Annotated in this window: 22 protein-coding genes; 4 read left to right on the plus strand and 18 right to left on the minus strand. The window is 57.5% G+C overall.

What is annotated here, in order from left to right:
- Window positions 1-324 precede the first annotated feature (324 nt).
- Complete coding sequence (locus tag AB4O22_RS25000; RefSeq protein ID WP_460097374.1) at window positions 325-1,254, minus strand: hypothetical protein; 930 nt, start codon at window positions 1,252-1,254, stop codon at window positions 325-327.
- Complete coding sequence (locus tag AB4O22_RS25005; RefSeq protein WP_460097375.1) at window positions 1,254-2,228, minus strand: DGQHR domain-containing protein; 975 nt, start codon at window positions 2,226-2,228, stop codon at window positions 1,254-1,256. The genes AB4O22_RS25000 and AB4O22_RS25005 overlap by 1 nt, the downstream gene beginning before the upstream one ends.
- 1,206 nt (window positions 2,229-3,434) lie before the next feature.
- Between AB4O22_RS25005 and AB4O22_RS25010 the strand changes: the two genes are divergently transcribed.
- Window positions 3,435-3,713 (plus strand): DUF3077 domain-containing protein, encoded by a 279-nt coding sequence (locus AB4O22_RS25010; RefSeq protein WP_100263867.1) that lies wholly within the window; start codon window positions 3,435-3,437, stop codon window positions 3,711-3,713.
- Window positions 3,714-3,876: 163 nt separating this feature from the next.
- On the opposite strand, the gene AB4O22_RS25015 is transcribed toward AB4O22_RS25010, so the two are convergent.
- From AB4O22_RS25015 to AB4O22_RS25025, 3 genes are all read right to left on the minus strand, one after another.
- Window positions 3,877-4,209: a type II toxin-antitoxin system HicB family antitoxin gene (locus AB4O22_RS25015; RefSeq protein ID WP_003196781.1), complete on the minus strand. Its 333-nt coding sequence runs from the start codon at window positions 4,207-4,209 to the stop codon at window positions 3,877-3,879.
- Window positions 4,206-4,448, minus strand: a complete 243-nt coding sequence (locus tag AB4O22_RS25020) for a type II toxin-antitoxin system HicA family toxin (protein ID WP_460097377.1) — start codon at window positions 4,446-4,448, stop codon at window positions 4,206-4,208. The genes AB4O22_RS25015 and AB4O22_RS25020 overlap by 4 nt, the downstream gene beginning before the upstream one ends.
- A gap of 223 nt (window positions 4,449-4,671) precedes the next feature.
- Window positions 4,672-5,436, minus strand: a complete 765-nt coding sequence (locus AB4O22_RS25025) for an SDR family oxidoreductase (RefSeq protein ID WP_460097379.1) — start codon at window positions 5,434-5,436, stop codon at window positions 4,672-4,674.
- Window positions 5,437-5,533: 97 nt separating this feature from the next.
- Here AB4O22_RS25025 and AB4O22_RS25030 point away from each other — a divergent pair, with 97 nt between their 5' ends.
- On the plus strand, window positions 5,534-6,475 hold the full coding sequence (locus AB4O22_RS25030; protein WP_460097381.1) for a LysR family transcriptional regulator: 942 nt from the start codon (window positions 5,534-5,536) through the stop codon (window positions 6,473-6,475).
- A 183-nt stretch (window positions 6,476-6,658) separates the two neighbouring features.
- Window positions 6,659-8,266 (plus strand): methyl-accepting chemotaxis protein, encoded by a 1,608-nt coding sequence (locus tag AB4O22_RS25035; protein WP_460097382.1) that lies wholly within the window; start codon window positions 6,659-6,661, stop codon window positions 8,264-8,266.
- Window positions 8,267-8,404: 138 nt separating this feature from the next.
- Here the strand turns inward: AB4O22_RS25035 and AB4O22_RS25040 are convergent, their stop codons facing one another.
- From AB4O22_RS25040 to AB4O22_RS25055, 4 genes are all read right to left on the minus strand, one after another.
- Window positions 8,405-9,082 carry an RES family NAD+ phosphorylase gene (locus tag AB4O22_RS25040; RefSeq protein ID WP_003196773.1) on the minus strand — a complete coding sequence of 226 codons (678 nt, stop codon included), beginning with the start codon at window positions 9,080-9,082 and terminating at the stop codon, window positions 8,405-8,407.
- Window positions 9,082-9,492, minus strand: a complete 411-nt coding sequence (locus tag AB4O22_RS25045; protein WP_003196771.1) for an MbcA/ParS/Xre antitoxin family protein — start codon at window positions 9,490-9,492, stop codon at window positions 9,082-9,084. Before AB4O22_RS25045 ends, AB4O22_RS25040 begins: the two co-directional genes overlap by 1 nt.
- Window positions 9,493-9,588: 96 nt before the next feature.
- Window positions 9,589-9,903 carry a type II toxin-antitoxin system YafQ family toxin gene (locus AB4O22_RS25050; RefSeq protein ID WP_041475662.1) on the minus strand — a complete coding sequence of 105 codons (315 nt, stop codon included), beginning with the start codon at window positions 9,901-9,903 and terminating at the stop codon, window positions 9,589-9,591.
- Complete coding sequence (locus AB4O22_RS25055) at window positions 9,869-10,159, minus strand: type II toxin-antitoxin system RelB/DinJ family antitoxin (protein ID WP_041475661.1); 291 nt, start codon at window positions 10,157-10,159, stop codon at window positions 9,869-9,871. Before AB4O22_RS25055 ends, AB4O22_RS25050 begins: the two co-directional genes overlap by 35 nt.
- 451 nt (window positions 10,160-10,610) lie before the next feature.
- On the opposite strand from AB4O22_RS25055, the gene AB4O22_RS25060 reads away from it, so the two are divergent.
- Complete coding sequence (locus tag AB4O22_RS25060) at window positions 10,611-11,537, plus strand: LysR family transcriptional regulator (RefSeq protein ID WP_460097384.1); 927 nt, start codon at window positions 10,611-10,613, stop codon at window positions 11,535-11,537.
- Here AB4O22_RS25060 and AB4O22_RS25065 read toward each other — a convergent pair.
- The 9 genes from AB4O22_RS25065 to AB4O22_RS25105 all read right to left on the minus strand — a co-directional run bounded on the left by AB4O22_RS25065 (window position 11,454) and on the right by AB4O22_RS25105 (window position 21,166).
- Window positions 11,454-11,771 carry an AzlD domain-containing protein gene (locus AB4O22_RS25065; protein ID WP_013692053.1) on the minus strand — a complete coding sequence of 106 codons (318 nt, stop codon included), beginning with the start codon at window positions 11,769-11,771 and terminating at the stop codon, window positions 11,454-11,456. The genes AB4O22_RS25060 and AB4O22_RS25065 overlap by 84 nt on opposite strands.
- Entirely contained in the window at window positions 11,750-12,463 is a 714-nt protein-coding gene (locus AB4O22_RS25070; protein ID WP_003196767.1) for an AzlC family ABC transporter permease, read from the minus strand. Before AB4O22_RS25070 ends, AB4O22_RS25065 begins: the two co-directional genes overlap by 22 nt.
- Window positions 12,460-12,897 (minus strand): GNAT family N-acetyltransferase, encoded by a 438-nt coding sequence (locus AB4O22_RS25075; RefSeq protein WP_460097386.1) that lies wholly within the window; start codon window positions 12,895-12,897, stop codon window positions 12,460-12,462. Before AB4O22_RS25075 ends, AB4O22_RS25070 begins: the two co-directional genes overlap by 4 nt.
- Before the next feature lie 13 nt (window positions 12,898-12,910).
- Window positions 12,911-13,657, minus strand: coding sequence for a 2OG-Fe dioxygenase family protein (locus tag AB4O22_RS25080; RefSeq protein WP_003196764.1), 747 nt, complete (start codon window positions 13,655-13,657; stop codon window positions 12,911-12,913).
- 276 nt (window positions 13,658-13,933) lie between these two features.
- Window positions 13,934-15,220, minus strand: a complete 1,287-nt coding sequence (locus tag AB4O22_RS25085; protein ID WP_003196762.1) for an OprD family porin — start codon at window positions 15,218-15,220, stop codon at window positions 13,934-13,936.
- Between the two features lie 250 nt (window positions 15,221-15,470).
- Window positions 15,471-16,142: a DsbA family protein gene (locus tag AB4O22_RS25090; protein ID WP_460097387.1), complete on the minus strand. Its 672-nt coding sequence runs from the start codon at window positions 16,140-16,142 to the stop codon at window positions 15,471-15,473.
- 303 nt (window positions 16,143-16,445) lie between these two features.
- Window positions 16,446-16,646: a hypothetical protein gene (locus AB4O22_RS25095; protein ID WP_057449186.1), complete on the minus strand. Its 201-nt coding sequence runs from the start codon at window positions 16,644-16,646 to the stop codon at window positions 16,446-16,448.
- Between the two features lie 242 nt (window positions 16,647-16,888).
- Entirely contained in the window at window positions 16,889-17,995 is a 1,107-nt protein-coding gene (gene aguA, locus AB4O22_RS25100; RefSeq protein ID WP_460097389.1) for an agmatine deiminase, read from the minus strand.
- A gap of 258 nt (window positions 17,996-18,253) precedes the next feature.
- Window positions 18,254-21,166 (minus strand): aminotransferase, encoded by a 2,913-nt coding sequence (locus AB4O22_RS25105; protein ID WP_223471114.1) that lies wholly within the window; start codon window positions 21,164-21,166, stop codon window positions 18,254-18,256.
- Window positions 21,167-21,356 lie beyond the last annotated feature (190 nt).

Below are 21,356 nucleotides of genomic sequence, written 5' to 3' on the forward strand. Positions count from 1 at the left end.
CCTTATCTTTATGGGACCTGCTGAAATCGAACCGGACGAGCTTCGAAAAAGCAACGTTTCTTGAACAAACGTAAGCGCTCCATAACCCGCACCTACCGCAAGATGGGATGTATGGATCGCATATTCTATTTTCGCTTAGTTTGAAGAATCAAAGCGCGGGACCGCTTTTGGACGAGAGCAGCCCTTCGCCAGCGACACTACCGACTAAATAAGAACAGTACTCAATGGTAACTCGTCTTTGGCTTGGTGATTTCCAGAATGCACGAGCAAAAAAGTCACGATGCAATATCGGAAGACTGGAAACAAAAATCTAGATTTACTGTATCAGGTTAGATAATCTGCATATTGATTTGCCAGAGAGTGACCAATCCCGCTTGGATAGTTCTTAGATGAGTGGACAAAAACGAGCTTAGCAAACTCAATAATGAAATTATTGTGCGAAACCAACCCTTCTGGTGTCGCGGTATTGGTTGGTGCAGACACCTGCATGCTTGATATTGCGCGCTGCAATCTTCCTACCACATTTTTTGCATTATCCTCAAATTTCCAAGAGCCACCTTTGAACTGATAATTTATTTCCCCTCTTATGTCGGGTGGATTGTATTTGGCTGTCGACCTCACGAGAAAGCTTTTGTGCACCGCAAGCGCAACAGAAACACTAGTATACTCAACAGGGTCTTGGCTTGTGCCGGCGTCCAATTTTTCTACTAATCTCTCCCACAAACTCCAAAGTTGCTGATGCGATCCGCCGCCTGCTTTTTTTAGTTCTTTTTTCAAGGTCAATATCTTCAAGCCTTTATCATAACTCATCAAATAAAGACCCGAAGGAACCGTGTTCGGTGCAAGCGTACCCAAACTGCTAGACTCAATGATTCGTGCGCCGCTGTCATCTAAGTTGGTAACGCTTACACCAGTGATTCGCAACAAATAATGCACGGCATAATAAGCGGCGTAATAGTGCTCAACTGCTTGCCAAGAAGCGTTTGCTACTTGGTCCTGAGCAGAGCGGTTGTATGTCAGTCTTGAGGCCAGTAGAAATTTATTTGCCTCGCCTGCAAGCAATCTATACAGCAATGCCTCGTCTAAAATTTGCAGTTCTACTGTTAATGTTTTATCTGTTTTGATTAGACCTCTTACCACAAACTCTAAATCATTCAATTTTTCGACCAAGCGTCCGTGCGAGTTACGTTTGACGGCCCACACCCCCTCCACTGCCAAGGGCGTAAATAAGCGAATTAGTTTGTTGATTTCCATCAGATAGTAATGTTGCGGCGTAGAAGTTTCCTATCAAGGACTTCAACAGACTTCAGATAAGTCTTTGAGTCGGATATTTCTTGAAATGAGCCAGGCAAGGACCTTCTGAGGTATTTTTTGTGCTCGCTAATTTTATCTATGTCTTCTGGATTGTTGTCCGAGATCATTGTTATCACAGCTCTCGAATGAGCAACCAAAATTTTGAACAATGTAGCTTTTGTAATTACATCGGAAAGATTAAATTGGTCGGCCTCTGCCACATCGTTAGCCGCCATAAAATAGGAGTTTATGATCTTATATAGTCGATCAGTATTCGAAATATTAAACTCTTTAAGCAGCGGCTTCATCGAGTCGTAAAATGTGACCTTAGATAGCTTCCCTTTTTTCTTGTCAATTCGACTCAACTTGTTGAACAGGTAACTATTTGGCTCGATTTCAAAATTAGTGAAGAGTTCATCAAGCATTCGCTCGTCGCTGGACTCACGCTGAGCCAATCGCTTAATATCCAAAAGAAGTTCTTTCGGCACTGGTCGCTGGAGCGTATTTATATCAATGAATATCCTAGCCTCTTGCGTGGGGCTGAGATCGTTATAAATAATTACCGGAACTCGGTACTTGACACCTTCATTCATTAGTTTTCTGAAGCCGTAGACACGATGCTGTCCGTCCAGTATCAAAAAAGAACCATGAGTATCATTAAAAGAAATAGTTTTATTTTTGGAGTTGTAAGTCAAATTTGAATCAGGCTGCGCTGACAGAATTATACTCGACGGTATTGTTCCGCCAACTTTAATATATTCAGCAATTGACAGTGCTCGTTTTTCGTCAAGGGTTCTTTGAAAGCCTTTTTGCGGATCATCTTCACGAGGATTAGTCGAGCAAGTGGCGGCGATTATATCAATCTCCATAGTGCCCGAATAAAATTTATGCTCCCCTTGCGTGATCAAAGTCACAGATATGTTTTGAGTGGTCAATTGGAACCTACTATTAAATTGAGTTGCTTAAGTGCGTAAATGTCAGCACAAATTGGGTCTGCCATGACTGACGTAATTCCATGTCGAATCAAAGTGCCAGCAAGCATAATCGAGATCACAAGGAAAAACACGTTTACGTCCTTGTCTCCGAGGTTTTACACGGTTTTTAGGTCCGATTAACGCTATGGCTGGATCGACCCTGATCTCCTCGGTACGACCGAAGGTTCTATGCACAACATTCCGTCATATTTTGTTCGATGCGTTGATGGCTACTTTTCACTGCGATCCGCTTTTGACTGATGATCGATCTGGGCTGAGCGGCTGCTTCTGGCCGTCTGCTGCCTGTCGCCACGGCAGCTTTTGGCGGATTCCTACCTATTCTCGACGGAGGGGATGATCAACAACGTTCGAATTCGGGAGGTTTACCATTCCGTATGCGGCTCTGAATTACTTGCAGACCGACAACGTGCTGACATCTAAAAAATCCCGAGTTCGATTCCACCGAACGCCATAACTAGCTGATTTGTTTATAGTTACTAGTTGGGGTACGCCGAATTTTCCAGCGAACACCAGACGCCCGAAAAACCTAGCCCCGCAGAAACATACCGTTCGTCTGGTGCCACCATACAAGACGAAGCCCTCGCAGAAATGCGAGGGCTTTGTTGTTTCTGCTATACGTAATAAGCCACGGGAATTCAGGGACAGACCACGATTACTGGCGGACAGACTGGGCTGCCCCTACGCTGGCTTCTCAGAGGTGCTTTTGAGGACTCTTTTAACTGCTTAGCTCGCCTTCCTGCTCCAGCGCTGATGATCGGCGGCCTCTACAGCCAGTTCGATCTGTGTGGTCAAGAGCTTCTCGTATTCGACGTAGCCACGCAGAACGCCCATCACCGCCTAAACCTCTCCCCGCCAGCATCGCGCCACGATTGCAGCCTCTCCCATCGCCCGCTACTCTCTGACCGTCGCTGCCAATTCAGCGACCGGGCGTAGGAAACCCGAAGTAAATCAAGGCGCATCAGCTGCGCCTCGCTTACTATTGCAGGCGCTTTTTTTGTGTCTGCGATATGCGTTATGGCGGCTGTGCGCGGGACACCTTCGGGTGTGCCGGGTGCCTTGATTCCCGGTTTTCCTACCCCGTGCATGGCCGCCACCCAATCCCGTAGGAAAGGACGGTTGCGGCTCTCACAGTCAAGGAGCCAGACAATGCCAAACCCGCAAGACCTCAAAACCCCAGGCCTAACCCCCTTCTCCTACCACTCCGACCGCCCGCTATTCCGCGTCAACAGCGGCATACCCATCGGCGAAGCCCTGTCCCACGCCTCCGACCTGCTCCACGTTGCCAAGGTCCTGGCCGAGGACGCGGCGATGATTCGCGGCACGGATCGGTATGCCTGGGCGTCGTGTTATTTGCAGGATATGAGCAAGGCCGTCATCGATGATGTGGTGAAGGTGCTGGAGGCGCCGGGGAGCAATTCTGCTTAAGAGTCGCTGTGCAATGCTGCTCCGAGCGGGGCAGCATTGGATTTCATTTACGGGAGCGGATTAAAAAAAGGGCGGCTTCAGCCCAGCGGGAGCAAGCTCCCTCGCCACGGGGTTACGGACAAACACTAAATCAATCTAGTCAGTCCCCGTTTTGGTGCCAGGATCAGGCGTGGACTTCGCGATCCAGAACGTCGGAAACCCACTGATTGATGCTCTTGTGAGCCAACTCTGCCTTGGCAGCCACTGTGGCATGAAGAGCCGGAGCCAGTCGTAGGCTCAGCTTTCCTGAGTAGGGTTTCTGTGGAGCACGGCCGAGCTTGGCGCAAGTGTCTAGGTAATCGACAACTGCCTCTTCAAACGCAGCTCGCAACTCCTGAACCGACTCTCCATGGAAGCCAACAACATCTTTAATGCCTGCGATATGGCCTACAAACAGGCCGTCCTCTTCGCTGTATTCGATTCGGGCGGCATAGCCCTGGTAACTCATCACGTTCATGGGGTAACGCCTGCTAGTTCAAGGAAAGCCCGAGCATCACGAACCTGATAGGGCTTTGCTTCTTTATCGGGGTGTGGCCGGTGGAAGGTACCGACCACACCATTCAGTTCAAACCGTACTCGCGATCCATTGCCTTCAATGGTCTTGGCGCCTGCGGCACCAAACAGCGATTCGATGCGAGCCCATTCCAATGTCGCCGGAGTGGTCATCGAGAAGACGGGGGCTGAGCTGCTTGCCATTCATGGTATTACACTATGATACCGTTCGCGATAGGTAACCAATGCTGATTGAGTAGAGCCAAACTTGGCATGGCCTATCTGGGGTCTTGGATCGGGCCACGATAGCGTTCAACAAGCGTCCACACCTGAAAATAATATTTTCTACTCATTTCTAAATGGCCTCGAAATATCGCCCTCGTTGCCCCCTCGGTAGAGGCCCTGGCCTAACCCCTTCTCGTACCAGTCAGACCAACCGAGCCCCACCATCAATGTTCAACGTGGCGCCGTTCATAAACGTGTTGGTCATCAGAAAAACGGTAGCCGCACCTGCTTCAGCAGCAGTACCCACACGATGCAATGGCAACGCTTGTTCCCATGCGCGAACATACGCATCGCGCCCCTCGCCCAGGGCTTTGCTGAAAAGGGGGGTATCGATCGGGCCTGGGGACAGGGTGTTGACGCGAATGGGCGCCAGTTCGAGGGTCAGGCCACGTGCCAATGCTTCCATCGCGGCCGAAGCAGCAGCGAGCACAGCAGTGCCGTGCGCATTGGGCCGGTCGGCCAAGCAGCCAGAGATAAAGGTGATGGAGCCGTCCTTGGACAAACGATCCCCGAGCGCGCGAATGGCGTGCACAGAAGCCCACATCCGCTCTTCGAACGCCCGGCGCAGGTGATCGATTTCAGCATCCAACACCTTACCACCCACAAATGTGCCGGCGAGTAGAACCAAATGATCCACGTGCGGGATGTCCGCCAAGGCGGCGTAGATGGCTTCGCTATGGGTGACATCAGCAGCACGCCAGCCGGCGAGCCCGTGTTGCAGGACTGCTTGCTCGGCACGTTCGGCATTGGAGCCGATCACGATCACGAGTGCCCCGCCAGCTTTGGCTTGGATCGCAGCGGCCAGGCCGATGCCGGACGTGCCGCCGAAAATCACCACGGTGCGGCCTTCCAGTTGGGCAGGAAGCGGTTGGGTCAATGGGTTTTGTGGGGCAGTGGAATGGCTCATGGTCTCTCTCCTTGAACGCCTTGATGGCGTCGATGGGCAAAGACTAAAGGCTCGATACAACATTGATAATTAGGGCGGAAGTCGCTTTACTGATGCCATGAAGGAACAAATAGGATTGGACCGCCTGACCGGTCTCATTGCCTTTGCGCGCGCGGCCTCTTTGGGCAGCTATACCGCTGCCGCGCGGGATTTATCCGTGTCGCCGTCCGCCATCAGCAAGAGCGTGCAACGCCTGGAGCAGCATTTTGGGCTGAGCCTATTCAGCCGCACCACCCGCTCGCTCACCCTGACGGCTGAAGGACGGGACCTGTACGAACGGGCGTTACGGATTCTGCGTGAGGTGGAGGACATCGAGCAGGCCGCAGTGGCCTCTCGCGCCGAGCCCTCCGGCACCTTGAAAGTGACAGCGCCACCGCCTATCGGGCTGAACATCTTGGCGCCGGCGATTCCCAGGTTTCGCGAGCGCTACCCCAAGCTTGCCATCGACTTGCGCTTGGGCGATCAGTTTTCGGACATCGTTGAACAAGGCATCGATGTGGCCGTGCGCGTGGGCGATCTGGCCGATTCGCGACTCATTTCTCGTACGCTGGGACCGCATCGAATTTGCGCTTTTGCCTCGCCAGCCTATCTAGCCAAACGCGGCACGCCACTGGAACTCAGTGATCTGGCCGACCATGACTGCGTGAATTTTCGCTACCAGAGTTCGGGTCAAGCGCTGCGCTGGCCATTTAGCGTGGGAGACCGAATGGTGGAGATCGCACCCGACGCAGCCATCGTCATCGACGCGAGCGATGCGGTTGCCGCGGTGCTCGCAGCGGGCGGTGGCATCGGCATTTCACCCACTTATGTCGCAGCGCCCTATGTTGCCCGGGGAGAACTGAAGCCGCTCTTTCCACAGTTCGCCGTCGACCGTTTCTCCATCACCGCCTTGTGGCCTGAAAGCCGTCGGGGAAGTCCTAACGTTAAAGCGTTTGTGGGTTTTCTGAGCGAGCTATTCCCCACCCCCACAGCGTGGGACGAGATCGTGGCGAAGGCGTAGGCGCTTGCTTGGCACACTCGCGAGAAAAACTCCCTCGACCCTGCCTCCTGTCCAGACAGTCTGCGGCGTATTCATCTAATCATTTACCCCGCCGATACCCAAATAGGAGCCTGGCCCGTCCCAAGGCTCCGCCGGCACTCGACTACACTTTCCCAGAATTCCCCGCTTCAGGAGCAGTAAGCGATGAAGATCCGCAGCAAGATCATAGGCTCGGGGTTGGTCAGTCTTTCTTTTGCGCTATTGCTCGGCGGTATCGGGTTGTGGGGTTATCACTCCATGACCGAGGCCCTGGTGCAGAACGAGACCAGTATTTCGGCCATGCGCAAGCACATGGAGGCGGACATGATGCACGACGCCATTCGTGCCGATGTGTTGGCTGCATTGCTGGTGGCACCGGGGGACACTCAGGCGGCCAAGGAGGTGACGGAGGCATTCGATGAGCATACGCAGCGGATGCGCAAGGTCATCGCCGAAAACGCCGAGGCCAAGTTGCCAGGGGATGTCGCCAAGGCGATTGGCGAGCTCAAACCACAGGTCGAAACCTATATCGACAAAGCCAAGCAAATAATCGGCAAGGCACTGAGTGGTTCCCAGGATGGCCATGCGTTGCGCGCAGAGTTCGACAAGGCGTTTTCAGCGCTGGAGGAACGCAACGAGGCGGTGAGCGAACTGATCGAGAACCAGGCGCAGTCATCCCGCGAGCATCAGGACAGCAGCATTCAAACCTCGCAAACCTGGCTGATCGTTACCTTGCTGGCCACTTGTGTGGCGCTGGCGCTGTTGTCGTGGAGTTTGCTCAAGGCGGTGCTGACGCCGCTGAACAAGATCATCCTCAATACCCAGGCGATTTCCCAAGGGGACTTGCAGCGCTCGATGGGGGCCCAGAGCAAGGATGAGCTGGGTCAGTTGCAAGGTGTGATCGAGCAGATGCAGACCAATCTGCGGCAGATGATCGCCACTATCCGCGGTCAGAGCGATGAGTTGCACGGCACGTCCCGGCATCTGGGCGATACGGCGCGGCAGATTGTGTCCAGCGCCGATCAGCAGGCCCAGAGCGCGACCAGCATGGCGGCGAGCATGGAGCAGATGATATCGAACATCAGCCAGATCCATCAGCACGCCGACAGCGCCCGGACGATTTCCGCGCAGTCCGAACATTTGGCGAGCAGCGGTGGCCAGGTGATTCTCGGGGTGGTGGAGGGCATGAACCGGATCGCTGAAGTGGTCAACCAGTCGTCCAGCAAGATCACGGCACTGGACGCATCGTCCGAGGACATTCATTCCATCATCCAGGTGATCAAGAGCATCGCCGAGCAGACCAATTTGCTGGCCCTCAACGCCGCCATCGAAGCCGCCCGTGCCGGTGAGGCGGGGCGTGGTTTTGCGGTGGTGGCCGACGAGGTGCGCAACCTGGCGGCGCGCACCACGCAGTCCACCCAGGAAATCACCGCGATGATCGAGCGCATCCAGTCCAGCGCCCGGGACGCGGTGGCGAACATGCAGGCGTGCGTCAGCCGTGTGGACGAAGGCGTCAACCTGGCCCAGCAGGCCGGGGTGTCCATCAGCGAAATCCGCACCGGTGCCCGGCATGCGGCCGAAGTGGTGGAGGAAATTTCCCACACCATTGCCGAGCAGTCCAAGGCCAGTGATGAGATGGCTCAGCGGGTGGAGTCGATTGCCGAGCAGTCCCGCGAGAACACCCGCTCGATTCACACCCTGACGCAAACAGCGGATCAATTGAACAATGCGGCGGGGTCGATGCAGGCTTCGGTGCAGCAGTTCAAGATTTGATCAATCGACTGCGCTTCTGTGACGAGGCTTGCTCCTGTTGGCTGCGTGGCAACCTCTGATTTCAATAATCACGAATTGTTGAAAATTATGGCCGGGCAATAATTATTGCCCAGCCATAAAACACCGTAGAAACCTGACTCACACCTCGCTCACCTCAAACACAAACGAAATCTCCCGCTTCTGGGCACTCCAGACGTACCGAATGTGCTTGCCCTGCGTCGGAATCGAAACCGCCGGCGGGCGAAACGCGGCCACGCATTCGTGGCCGGGCAGGCGGACGCTGTTGTACAGCAGCCCCCAGGACAGGGTTTCACGCAGCTGCCGGGCAAACACTTGGGACGGGCCGTAGGCGGTAGGGTCCGGGTTGTGGAGGTGGGGGTAGTCGTGGCGGATGTCGTGCAGGGGTTTGACGACCTTGTTGACGTAGGTGCGCATGGTCAACTCCAGGTCCGGCTCGTTGGTCGCGCCAAGGAATCGCGCCTGGTGATAGCAGGTCTCGGCGATGGCGGCTTCCTGGCTGCTGGCCGCGTAGTAGACACCGAAGGTGCCGTCGCTGAAGCGGCTGCTTTTGCCGATGTGGGTAAACGCCGCCATCACCGGCGAGGAGCCGGGCCCGGAAATGCGGTCTTCGGGGCGTACCCGGGACAGCACGCCGGCTTGTTCCATCAGCCGATCGTTGGTCAACGCTTCCAGAGCGTAGGCCGTGGGCAGGTCTTCCGGGTCGAGTACGTCTTCAAACAGCGAAATCGGCGGGAAGCTGCTGTTGACGATCCGATAGGCCCGTTTCCATTGCGGGTCCGCCAGTGGTGGCACCATTAACCGCGCACTCCGTCGAGGTATCGCCGCACATCGGCGATGTCCACCACCCGCCCTGTCAGCATGTAGGACAGCGCCGACTGGCCGTTGAACGGTGCCGCGGTGTTCGGGCTGCTGACCCATTGATAAGCACGGTCCCGGCTGTTGCTGAAGATGATGCTCAACGCCTTGTGAATACCCATGAGGTAGGAAATGCGCTCGAGCGTATCGCGAGGCAGCTTCACGTTTTCCGGCAATTGTTTGTATTTGTAGAAGGTCGTGTTCCCCACCTTGCCCAGCAATGTTCGCTGCTGCTCGACGCTGCAGCCCCAGAGCGCCATGAGGTTGAAGAAAAACTTCAACGCGACTCGACCCGCATCCGGGGAATCCAATTGTTGCTGTGCGTTGAGGGTAATGGAGGAAGTCGCCATGGGTTTGGGCTCCTTTGTCGCGGGGTGGTGCCTAGAGGATAGTACAGATGTGGATTATTTTTAAGTTTTTATTCACAAGTGGACTCGACAGATCCCCTATTTGAACAATTCGGCATGACTTCCCAAGTCAACAAACGTAACCAGGTCCGGGCGTGAATGCTCATAAATCAACAGAAAGTCACCGCCAATATGGCACTCTCGAAATCCAACCCAGTTACCAGTCAAGGCATGATCCATGTATTCGCTCGGTAACTGCTCACCCAAAAAAAGCATGACCATCACATGACGCACTTCATTCATATCGCGCCGCCCTGCCCGTTTGTAACGCTCCCAGGACTTTTTGAATTCAGACGTATATGCACATTGCTTCGGCAATTCAGCGCGTTTTTGCTTTTCTCCCGGTTTCGCCATCAGCCTCTCTCAGCATGTCGTCTATCGAGTTGAATCGTTGACGGATATCCCGTGCCTCAATCATGGCCCGGGCGGTCTTGTCCGAAGGCACTCGTATCTCGAATGGAAGCCCCTGAGTCTCAACAACCTGGCGCAGGAAAAGACGCATCGCGTCGCTAACACTCAATCCGCAGGCGTTCAAAACCTCGGTGGCACGAGCCTTCAAGTCCTCATCAATGCGGCAACGCACGTCGGTGGTTTTTAATAATGCACCCATGAAATAAACCTCATCGCTAAATTTGTAGCTACATTGGCGCTACCTCAAAAACATTGTGGTGGGATTGCCGCCATGGGTCAACGTCAGGTGGATAAGCGGCCTTGCATGGATAACGGCAGGTTTGGCATCGCCTGTATTAAGGGGCGTATTTCAACCTGAGTTTCCAAGGACGGATATCAGAGCGATCAGCCATGATGTTGGGAGTGTTCCGAGACTCACGCAGGATTTTTCGCAAGACAGCCCACCTATGACCCTGCTAACTGATCCCGGCCAGCACCGACTGGGCAGAATCCCCAAATCCCGCATAAGCTCCAACCATCGCCTCCCGGCGCTTTTCGGCACAAAATCGCGACAACCGTGGCAAGGTGCATGATGATAGCCAGCATGCACTGCCTGGCCCGGACCAGGTGCACAACAATAGCGAGCCCACTTAAGCAGAGGGCATTACCTCATGGATAGCAGAACCCTACGCAACCTCATGCGTATCGTGCAGACCGGCTCGTTGTCGGCAGCGGCCGAGCATTCGTGCCTCACGGTGCAGGCGTTGGCGGCGCAGTTGAACAAGGTCGAGGAACAGTTCGGTTTCCGGTTGTTCCGGCGCTCGAACAAGGGCCTGACGTTGACGAGCCAAGGCTCGGAACTGACCCCCTTCATGGATCAGGTGCTGGTTGCCACCCGGCAGTTGGAGGAGAAAGTCGCGGCGCTCAAGACCCCGCGACAGCGCACGCTCAGAGTGGCGCTCAATACCACCCTGCCGGCGGAGTTCAACCGGCGAATGATCGACCGGTTGATCGCTGTGTTCCCCCAGTATCAGCTGGAATTCAGCTACGCAGAGTCGATGGAGAACCTGAGCAAGCTCAGGAATGAAGATTTTGACCTGGCGATCCTGATCGGCCAGCAGCAGGGCGGTTTTACCAGCATCACCATGCCCGATGTGCAGGTGCGGGTGGTTGGCGCCCATTGTGGCGACGCAGACGATTCCCTTGGCCTGCTCGGTGACAAGTTTCAGGTGCGTCCGGCAGAAGAATGTCCGTATTCCCACAGTTTCCTGCGCTTTCTCGACGCCGGCCTGGGCGAATACGGCTCGAGCCAGCGCATGGTGTATTCCTGCAGTGAGACGCTGACGTTGTCGTTGATCACTCAGCTCGATGGCTTGGGGCTGGTGTCCCGGGAAGCCGCGCTGCGCAACGGCCTGGCGATTTTCCCGGATTTCGAGGACTTCCTTGAGGTCCGCCTGGCGGTGAACAATCCGGAGTTGTCCGGCCAGGCACTGCACGATGTGGTGGGCCTGACGCTACAGGAACGAACCGAGCGCGATGTACGCCGCCGTGCCCACCGCCACACTGAGAAACAGGTTGCGGCTGAAATACGCACATAACAGCGTCGGAATCGCGGCATAAAACTCAGGGCGGTCGAGTTGTATCCGCTGATCCTTGATCAACAAGGGAGTCAGGCTGATGGCAGCGACGATCGCCACTGGCAGGTATTCCAGGGCGCGGGCGACGAAGGGCGGCCAGTGTTCGGTATTGATCTGCAGCGGCAGGGCGCGTGGCAGGAAGGTCACGGCCATCATCAGGACCACGACCAGAATCAGGAACGTTTGGTCAGGCATACACCCACCCCGCAGCCAACGAACGTGGCAATGAAGACATTGAACGGCGAGCTGCCCAGCAGGCTCAGCCCGCCCATGCAGACGACAGCCGCCAGGGCTGCGATCAACTTGTTGCGGGTGTTGCACAACGAAACCAGCACATAGAGCATCATCGCCGTCAGGGCATAGTCGAGCTGGTATTTGATGAGGTGCGCCGCGTACTGCGCACACACGGCGCCCAGCAAGCCACCGAGCACCCAGGATGTGTGGCAGAACAGGTTGAAGCCGACCAGGTAGCGCACGCTCACCGGCGCCCCGCTACCGAGCTTGACGCTGTGGAACGCGAACGACTCGTCCGTCAGCCCCGCCGCGTAGCACCAGCGCTCGAAACGACTGAGCCCCAGCGCACGCAGGGCCTTGGCCATGTAGACCGACATCAGCATGTGCCGGGCATTGATCAGGAACGTGGTGAGCACGATGGTGGTCAGCGACGCGCCGCTGGAAATCAACGCCAGCGCCGCGAATTGCGAAGCGCCTGCGTAAACGAACAGGCACATCGCTACCGGCAACCACAGGGGCAACCCGGCGTTGACCGCCATCAGACCGAACACAAACGAAACCGTGAAATAACCCGCTACCACCGGACTGGCTTCAGCAAAGGTACGCGAGGCTTGTGGTTCGACCGCCAGCGGCTGGCTGGAAGTCTTGTTCATAAATCCCTCTCGAAGGTGATTTCACCCCGGGGCTCACAGAAGCCCTGGGCAGCCCAGAAGCGCTTGCCGGCCAGATTAGCATCGTCGACGAAAAGGAACATGCGCAGCACACCGACCCGCTTCATGTCAGCCGATGCGGCTTCGACCAGGCGCTGGCCCAGGCCTTTGGTGCGATGCTGCGGGCTGACCGCCAAGTGATTGATGGTGCCACGGGTACCGAGCATGCCGCCGATCACCGCGCCCACCACTTCACCGCTCGCATCGATGGCCAGGTAGGCGGTGGTGGTTTCCTGCAATAACACACCGCGCAAGAATCGCGCGTCCTGCCACTCGCAGAACGACACTTCGTCGAAACCGCGAAAAAACCGCTCCAGTCGCTCGGCGTCCCGGACCATGGTCCGGCGCAACAGGACCTGCTGCGCCGGCTCGTCCATGGGTTCGAGCCGTTCAGCGAACAATGTCGAAAGCGGTCCCGGGCCGCGAGAAGGAGATGGCCAGGATCTGCCGGTACGCCATGTCATGGCTATGGGTGTTGCGCGCCGGGGTCACGTAATGGCGCATGTCACGATCAAGGAAGAACGTGGTGTCGAGGATGTCCTCGTAGGTCGTCGCCGCCAGCTGTTCTTCCTGGGCGCTGTACAGGCGGCTTTCCGCACCCGCCACATTCTGACGGCCCCAGAAGTGCACGCCGCTGAACGGATAGCCGTCGCAGTGAATCCCTTCGGGGGTGATTTCCAGTTGTTTGCCCGGCTTGATCTCGATGCGGATCTGATGGATCTGGCACTGCCAGATTTCATCGTGCAGTTCCTGTGGCAGGACGTTCTTGTAAACCTCGAAGTCCGTGTCGATCAGGCTGCGCATCACCGGCGAATTGATCACTTCGTTGGAGAAGTCCTGGAAGTGTCGCTCCAGTCCACCGACATAGCTGTTGTTGGCCTTGGACTGAATGTAGGCCCGGTGTTCGAGCTGCGTGAGCTCACGGGTCGTAGGGTTGTATTCGAAGTCGCTGTAGCGGCGAAAACGCATGCCTGACTCGGCCTGGCCGTAGTAACTGTCGGGCTCCATGTTTTCCCAGCTTTTGGTCAGCCGGACAAAATCGCCGAAATGACCGTAGAGGTTGAAGTCCCCACCGCGAACGTTGACGTATTTGTCACGTCTTAGCGCTTCGCCCACTTCCCTGTTCAGAACGATCATTTTTCATAGGTCTCCGCTGCATTGAGCGGCCTAATCTAGTAGGTGCAGGATTTACGTCCATGAGAAAGTATTTGAGGCATTTCAAGCGGTGCTTGAAACGGCGGATAAAGCTGCATTAGTACGACTTTTGCTCGGGAAAACAGGCGGTTCCAGCCTTGTTTTTTGCGCTAAAAGCCAAAAGCACCCGAGTTTGAGGCCGCAACGCTATTCACTTCAGGCATGGCGAGGGAGCAAGCCCCCTCGCCACGGTTTATCCACTTACAACGCGATCAGGCATCAGAAGACGTTGATCGGGTAATCCACGAACACCCGCAGCTCATTGCCGCTGACGTTGTACTCGCTGGACTTCTGCGACACCCGCAGCACGGAACTGCGCAACCTTACGCTCAAGTCCTTGGCCGGGCCGCTCTGGACCACGTACTTGAACTGGTTGAATATCTCGCGCTCGGTACCGCCTTCGCTGGTAGAGGTGGTGATGTTGTCGCCACGCACATAAGCGACGTTATAGGTCAGGCCCGGCACGCCGAAGGTGGTGAAGTCCAGGCCATAGCCCAACTGCCAGCTGCGTTCGTCTTCAGCGTTGAAGTCGGACCAGTAGGAGTTGGCCAGGTAGATCGTGTTACCACCATCACCCACCCGATTCTGCTCGCGCTGATAGCCGCCGTAGGCATAACCCAGGTTGCTGTCGCCGGTGCTGCGCTGATGGGCGAGCGTGAAACTGTGCGGGCCCGTGGCGAAGGTGGCAGCCAGGCTCCAGATCTTGTTGTCATCGCCGGTGACGTTGTTTTCACGAACGTAGCTGTTATCCAGCTTGGTGCGATAGCCGTTGAAATCCAGGGTCAGGGACTGATCCTTGGCCAGCGGGAACACATAGTTGGCGTTCACGTATTGCTTCTTCAATACGTCCTCGACATCCGAGGCGTAGAGCGAAGCCTTGAACTGCTCGGTGAACTGATAGCTGCCGCCCAAGACGTTGATCGACTTCAGGCCACCGCTGTCGCGGCCTTCAGCGCTCTTGCGCGATTCGGCGGTGAAACGGCCAGCATTGAGTTCCAGGCCCTTGATCTCCTTGGAGGTGATCAGCGTACCGGTGTAGCTTTCCGGCAGCAGGCGCGAGTTGTCGTAGCTGAGCACCGGCAGAGCCGGCATCTGGTCGCCGTAGGCCAGCACGGTGTTGGAGACCCGGAACTTGACCGCTGCGCCGAACTTGGACAGGTCATCGGCCGCGTTGCCGCTGTCGCCTTGCTTGAAGAAGTCGATGCCACCCGCACCGCTGCGGCCTTTACCGCCGTCCAGACGCAGCGCGTACAGGCCGAACGCATCCACACCTACGCCCACGGTGCCCTGGGTGAAACCGGACGAGAAGGTACCTATGGCCGCCTGGCCCCATTCGGCCTTGTCTTCGTTGCCATCTTTGTAGTCGCGGTTGATATAAGCGTTGCGCAACAGCACTTTCAAGCTGCTGTCTTCAACGAACCCTTTGGACTCAGCCTGGTCGTTGGCCATGGCGTGTGTCGTGCTCAAGATCCCCAGTGCGATCAAACTAATGCGCTTGTTCAACATGATTATTTTCCTTGTACGGGTTGATACGCACTGCGGCGGGCAACCGAAATGGCGCTTTTGCGCTCTTTTTCGGACTCTTGCTCCTGAAAATAATGAAAAGGCCCGCCCACGAATGATCGTGTCGGGCCTTTTTATTATTTAAGAGTCATGGCTGTTAGCCACAGGCGTAGGACGAATCCTAGTCGCGCCCTCAACGGTGTGTCAATTTCGTGAATCGTCTGTAATTAGGCGAAAAACATCTAAGAATCGATCAAAACGAACAACCATCCAGACCGCAGGCCGCCGATGGCGTAGAGGCCTGCTCCGACAAGGCTTGCGTCAGCCATTGGGCGAATGCCTCGGGTTTGCCGAGCCAAGGGCCGATGTCGATCAGCATGAACTGGCCGTCCTGCTCCAGGGCAAAGGTCGGGAAACCCTGGCCGCCGACCTGGGCCAGAAAGGTACGACTGGCCTTGATATGGGCCTGCACGTCAACCGCGCGCAACGCCGCCAGGAACGCCTGGGCCGGCAGGCCAATGGATTGAGCGAGCTCCAGCAGGACGGCTTCGTCAGCGATGCGCCGGCCTTCGACGTAGTGCGCGGTTTGCAGGCGCCCGAGCAATTCCAGGCCGTGGCCGCCGAGCTGTTCGGCAGCGAGGATGGCGGCGGTCGGCGGCGCCGAATCGAACACGGCGCTGTGATCACGCAGCAAACCTTCGAAATAGGCCTCGCCAAATGGCTGCCCGGAATATTCGGCGATGCGCCGGTCGTGGGGCATCACGTAATTGCGCAATTGCGGCGAAACCTGCTGGCGATTGGCACCGGTCATCATGCCGCCGCCATGGGCAGTGACCGGCAAAACGGTCCGGGCGGCCTGCACCAGCGGCTTGGCGCCGTAGCACCAGCCGCACAGAGGGTCGTAGATGTAGTGAAGGGTGGTCATGGGAACTCCGCTAGCCGTCAGGATTCGATGACAGCAGGGTAGCCTCGGGAGAGCTGCGGAAAAACGCCGGAATGGCTTTCAATCTATTTCGCGGATCGGTCGAATGCCCACTGAATTTGAACACCACCCCTTGTGGGAGCGAGCTTGCTCGCGATGGCAGTGTGTCAGTCAACAGCAGTGTTGTTGATCCACCGCTATCGCGAGCAAGCTCGCTCCCACAGGGATTTGCGTGAATTCGAAAGCCAGCGGACACAAAAAAAGCGCTGCCATCCCGGCCAGCGCTTTTTATCAATCCGTCGAATTCTATCCTTGCATCACATCCCACAACGCTTCCAGCTCCGCCTCGCTGAACAGGCCAGCGGGGTAACGCTCAACGATCATCCGGCGCGGATCAGGTTCTCTGATCTGACGCGTTCCGTTGGACTTCAACCACTGCGCCAAGGCTTGAAGCGACTCACCATTAACGGCCAAGGGATGGCATGTGCGCTCGCTTGTCATATTCATTCCAGCGCCCTCTCCTGGTTGATGAGCGGCCAATTTATCCAAGGTTTATGACAAAACAACTCAGTTCTCTCCCCAGAACTGCCGAAGCACAGATACAAGAGCTATGCCAATGTATCCGCCACGCCAATAAACAGGCACAAAAAAACCCGCGCGCCAATCGGGCCGCGGGCTTGCCAGGGTGGATCCAAAACCGCCGACCTAGAGCCGACGCGTTCGATATCACCCAGCTGTTACATCGCCACTCATTTTGCCCGCGGTGCAGGTTGCTGTTGAGTAAGGCAATGGATATTGCCGCCCCCCAGTAACAGTTCGCGCCCTGGCACCATGACCACTTCGTGCTGCGGGAACAGGTTCTGCAGGATATCCCTGGCCGGTGCGTCCAGCGGATCGTCAAAACTTGGGGCGATGATGCCGCCGTTGACGATCAGGAAGTTCACATAGGAACCGGCCAGCCGCACGGTTGGGTTGCGCTCCTGGGAACCTTCCACCGCATCGACGCCGGCACATTCTTCCTCGGTGGCGTACAACGGCCCCGGAATCGGCATTTTGTGCACTGTGAACGGGCGTCCCTTGGCGTCAGTGCTGTTTTGCAGCACGTTCATCGCCGCGTGGCAGCGGGTGTAGTTCGGGTCTTGCGGGTCGTCGGTCCAGGCAAGCAGCACTTCACCTGGCCGCACGTAGCAGCAGAAGTTATCCACATGGCCGTCGGTTTCGTCATTGAACAGCCCGTCCGGCAGCCAGATGATCTTGTCCACCGCCAACTGCGCGCTGAGCACCGCCTCGATCTCTTCGCGGCTCAAGTGCGGGTTGCGATTGCGGTTGAGCAGGCACTCTTCGGTGGTGATCAGGGTGCCTTCACCATCCACGTGGATCGAGCCGCCCTCGAGCACAAAACCTTCGGTGCGATAACGCGGGCTGCGCTCGATCTCGAGGATCTTGCCGGCCACTTGCGCATCACGGTTCCACGGCGCATACAGGCCACCGTCGAAACCGCCCCAGGCGTTGAAATCCCAATCGACACCGCGCACTTCGCCGTTGTCATTGATGACGAACGTCGGCCCTGTGTCGCGAACCCAGGCGTCGTCGCTGGACATTTCCACCAGGCGGATATTCGGCACGTCGAGACGCGCCCGGGCATTTTCGTATTGGGCCGCAGACACCGCCACGGTCACCGGTTCAAAACGGGCGATGGCCTTGGCGACGGCTACGTGGGCCGCCTGCGCGGACTTGCCGCCCAAGCGCCAGTTGTCCGGGCGCTCAGGCCAGATCATCCAGACCTGGGTCTGGGTCGCCCACTCGGCAGGCATGTGGAAACCATCCGCGCGGGGAGTGCTGTGCAACGTTGTCATGGGTCGTCTCCTGGGCGATGGGCAGTGGCAACTTTATAAACGATAAATATCGACTAATAAAGCCAGAAAAACTAAGCACCATCAAAAAATGGCGAAAAAAACCGACAAAAATCGATTTCATAAAGTTTGTGCCAAACCCTGTGGGAGCGAGCTTGCTCGCGATAGCGGCGAGTCAGCCAAATCAATATTGGCTTGGGCACCGTCCATCGTGAGCAAGCTCACTCCCACTAAGGGGAACAGCTTGGCGTTCCAGATTAGTTACAGCCCTTCGTCCAAGACCTTCACCAGGATATCGACGAAGAAATCCACGCTCTGGCGCGTGGTGACCATCGGCGGCTTGATCTTGAGGATGTTCAGGTAATCGCCGGTCGGCTGCATGAAAATCCCCAACGCGCGCAGGCGGTTGCACAGCGCCGTGGTTTCTTCAGTGGCCGGTTCCAACGTGTCGCGGTCGCGGATCAGTTCCACGCCCAGGTAGAACCCGGAGCCATGCACCGCGCCGACCAATGGATAGCGGTCGATCAAGGCCTCCAGCCGCGCCTTGAAGTGCCCGCCCACCACCCGGGCGTTTTCCCAGAGATTCTCTTCTTCCATGACATCCAGCACCGCCATGCCGATCTGGCAACTGACCGGGCTGCCTCCGGCCGACGAAAAGAAATACCCCTCGGCTTCCAGCGCCTCGGCGATCTCCCGGCGGGTAATGACCGCACCCAACGGCTGGCCGTTGCCCATGCCCTTGGCCATGGTGATGATGTCCGGCACCACGCCTTGTTCTTCAAAGCCCCAGAAAAACTCGCCCATGCGCCCGTAACCGACCTGTACTTCGTCGGCGATGCAGACCCCACCGCGCTCGCGCACCATCGCGTAGACCTGCTTCAGGTAACCGGGCGGCAGCGCGATCCCACCAGCGTTGCCGTACACCGGTTCGCAGATGAAGCCGGCGAGTTGGCGCTTGTTTTCGGCGATTTTCGCCAGGTTGTGTTCGACGCTGCGCACGTAGTCTGGCGCAGTGTCGGCGCCACGGAATTCGCCGCGATAGGTGTTCGGTGCGGTCACCGGATGCACCCAGTCCGGGCGGCTGCTCAGGGCCTGGGGGTTGTCGGCGATGGACGTCGAGACCGCATCGGCCGCCACCGACCAGCCGTGATAGGCCTCCAATACGCTGAGCATGTCCCGCCCGCCGCTGTAGGCCCAGGCCAGGCGGATCGCCAGGTCGTTGGCCTCGGTGCCACTGTTGACCAGGAACACCCGGTCCATGTTGGACGGCGCCAACGCCAGCAAGCGTTCGGAAAATTCGGCGATCGCCGCATAGTGGAAACGCGAGTTGGTATTGAGCAGCGACCACTGCCGGGCAGCCACTGCCGCCATGCGTGGATGGCCGTGGCCCAGCACCGCGACATTGTTGAGCATGTCCAGGTAGGAGCGGCCCTGCATGTCGATCAGGTGATTGCGCCAGCCGCGCTCGATACGCGGCGGATCGACGTAATAGTGCTTCTGCGAACGGGCAAAGCTCGCATCGCGACGGGCCAGCAGCACCTCGGGATCGATCTCCGGCTCGGCATCGCAAGCCAGCCCCAGCAGCACCGCCGGCGAAGGGCATAGCGCCTGCCAGGCCAGTGCCCTGGAGGGCGTGCAGAACAGCGGTGGATTCACTTGGGCACCACGGCACAACTGAACCCGCAACGGCCCCGTCACTTCGCCCAGCACCTGCCCCTTGACCAGTGCCGCGCCGGAATGCAGCGGCGACGTCACGCCCCACAGCCGCACGCTCAACTGCGCACTGTCCAGCTGCAACAGACCGTCGGCCGCCTTGTGCACGACCCCAGCGAACGGGGATTCGAGCGGCGTCCCCCGAGGAACGCTCAACTCCACGTGCAGTGGATAAGTATCGGGTTCGACGGGGCTGTCCGGCCTCGTGCGGGATAACCGGTACTGCCCATAGCGACTGGCGGCCAGGCCATGAACGCCCGCGGCCTCGCTCAGCAGGCGCTGGTCGATCCCCGGCTGCTCCCAATTGCCGGCCTCGAAATGCGGGCTCAGTACACCCAGGTCAATCAGCGCGAACTCACTCCCCACCAGGGTCGGCAACAACGGCGCAAAGCCTTCGCTGGCGATGGGCGGCAGGCTGTGGCCGACGGCGGTGAGAATCGCCGCTTCCATCAGCTCGAAGGGCACCGAGTGGGCGACCCGGAAAATCTCCCACTCATGGGCCAGGTTGTCGCGGCTGTATTGGTTGTCCGGGTCGATGGAAACCTGCTGCTCACCGCTGAGCACCAGTACCGCGGCGCGCGCCACGATCAGTGGCCACAGCGCCAACAGTTCTTCGCGTTGCAAGGGGTTGACCGCCTGGTAGGCCTTGATCGCCGGCAAGATGAAGAACGGGTCGCCGTCGGCGTGGTGCAGCAGGGCCGCGCACGTCACCGACAAGTCAGTGATGCGCCAGGTGCGGATCAGGTCGCCGAAATCGATGACGCCCTGCAATTGCCATTGGCGCTGGGCATCGCGCTGCCAGACCACGTTGTCATCAGTGATGTCCATGTGGATCGCCTGCACCGGCAGGCTGGCCTTGAGCGGCTGCAAGCGCCGCTCGGCCTGTTGCGCAACCTCGGCGATCAGTTGTCGCCGTTGATCGTCGTCGATGACCGGCAACAGGTGATCGACCAGGGCAGGGGCGTGGCGAGCGTCCCATTGCAGCGTGCGCTCCAGGCCTGGGTGGTCGAACGTCGCCAGGGCCAAGTCCATTTCCGCGCACAGGCGGCCCAGGCCGGTCACCAGCTCAGGCGGCAAGTGCTTGAGCTGCGTGACGGACTCACCATCGATGTACTCAAGCAGTCGCATGTGAACCGCTTGGCCGTCGACGTCCAATGTCAGCAGGTCCTGGCCGTTACTGGCGGTAATCACCCGCGGCACCTTCACCACGCCGTGTCCGGCCAACTGCTTGAGAGCTGCGTGTTGGGCCTGGAGCTCCTGGACGGCGTAGTCGCCATGGCAAATTTTCAGCACAAAGCGCCCGCGCTCGCTGTCTACGCGGTAGTTGAGGTCCTGGTTGCTGCCAAGGGGTCGCAGGTCACCGCTGAGTCCGTAATTCAAGCGCAACAGCACCAACGCCTGCTCGGCGCTGATCTGTGGGCTTGGCAAACTGGCACGGTGAACCAACGTAGTGAGTGGCATACAACGACCCCTGAGGTGGTTTTGATCGGATGCCTATCACGCCACTGAGTCAGGGGATAAGCAACCCCTCTTACTTACGCACCCTGGTACTGGGCCTGCGGTGCGGGGATCTATCCCAATGCGCAGGTTCATTCTTGCGCTGGTCGCCTGTCGACGCAGCAATATCCCTCTTGCGCCGCCCCCGCCATGC

The sequence above is a fragment of the Pseudomonas sp. S3_B11 genome (assembly GCF_054667715.1).

Excerpts from the sequence above, each read along its gene's own strand:
- AB4O22_RS25085 (WP_003196762.1), bottom strand. The coding sequence starts at position 15,220 with ATGTTGAACAAGCGCATTAGTTTGATCGCACTGGGGATCTTGAGCACG.
- AB4O22_RS25105 (WP_223471114.1), bottom strand. The coding sequence starts at position 21,166 with ATGCCACTCACTACGTTGGTTCACCGTGCCAGTTTGCCAAGCCCACAG.
- AB4O22_RS25050 (WP_041475662.1), bottom strand. The coding sequence starts at position 9,903 with ATGGCGAAACCGGGAGAAAAGCAAAAACGCGCTGAATTGCCGAAGCAA.
- AB4O22_RS25090 (WP_460097387.1), bottom strand. The coding sequence starts at position 16,142 with ATGACCACCCTTCACTACATCTACGACCCTCTGTGCGGCTGGTGCTAC.
- AB4O22_RS25025 (WP_460097379.1), bottom strand. The coding sequence starts at position 5,436 with ATGAGCCATTCCACTGCCCCACAAAACCCATTGACCCAACCGCTTCCT.
- AB4O22_RS25045 (WP_003196771.1), bottom strand. The coding sequence starts at position 9,492 with ATGGCGACTTCCTCCATTACCCTCAACGCACAGCAACAATTGGATTCC.
- AB4O22_RS25040 (WP_003196773.1), bottom strand. The coding sequence starts at position 9,082 with ATGGTGCCACCACTGGCGGACCCGCAATGGAAACGGGCCTATCGGATC.
- AB4O22_RS25060 (WP_460097384.1), top strand. The coding sequence starts at position 10,611 with ATGGATAGCAGAACCCTACGCAACCTCATGCGTATCGTGCAGACCGGC.
- AB4O22_RS25035 (WP_460097382.1), top strand. The coding sequence starts at position 6,659 with ATGAAGATCCGCAGCAAGATCATAGGCTCGGGGTTGGTCAGTCTTTCT.
- AB4O22_RS25030 (WP_460097381.1), top strand. The coding sequence starts at position 5,534 with ATGAAGGAACAAATAGGATTGGACCGCCTGACCGGTCTCATTGCCTTT.
- aguA (WP_460097389.1), bottom strand. The coding sequence starts at position 17,995 with ATGACAACGTTGCACAGCACTCCCCGCGCGGATGGTTTCCACATGCCT.
- AB4O22_RS25065 (WP_013692053.1), bottom strand. The coding sequence starts at position 11,771 with ATGCCTGACCAAACGTTCCTGATTCTGGTCGTGGTCCTGATGATGGCC.
- AB4O22_RS25075 (WP_460097386.1), bottom strand. The coding sequence starts at position 12,897 with ATGGACGAGCCGGCGCAGCAGGTCCTGTTGCGCCGGACCATGGTCCGG.
- AB4O22_RS25055 (WP_041475661.1), bottom strand. The coding sequence starts at position 10,159 with ATGGGTGCATTATTAAAAACCACCGACGTGCGTTGCCGCATTGATGAG.
- AB4O22_RS25020 (WP_460097377.1), bottom strand. The coding sequence starts at position 4,448 with ATGGCAAGCAGCTCAGCCCCCGTCTTCTCGATGACCACTCCGGCGACA.
- AB4O22_RS25010 (WP_100263867.1), top strand. The coding sequence starts at position 3,435 with ATGCCAAACCCGCAAGACCTCAAAACCCCAGGCCTAACCCCCTTCTCC.
- AB4O22_RS25095 (WP_057449186.1), bottom strand. The coding sequence starts at position 16,646 with ATGAATATGACAAGCGAGCGCACATGCCATCCCTTGGCCGTTAATGGT.
- AB4O22_RS25070 (WP_003196767.1), bottom strand. The coding sequence starts at position 12,463 with ATGAACAAGACTTCCAGCCAGCCGCTGGCGGTCGAACCACAAGCCTCG.
- AB4O22_RS25015 (WP_003196781.1), bottom strand. The coding sequence starts at position 4,209 with ATGAACGTGATGAGTTACCAGGGCTATGCCGCCCGAATCGAATACAGC.
- AB4O22_RS25000 (WP_460097374.1), bottom strand. The coding sequence starts at position 1,254 with ATGGAAATCAACAAACTAATTCGCTTATTTACGCCCTTGGCAGTGGAG.
- AB4O22_RS25080 (WP_003196764.1), bottom strand. The coding sequence starts at position 13,657 with ATGATCGTTCTGAACAGGGAAGTGGGCGAAGCGCTAAGACGTGACAAA.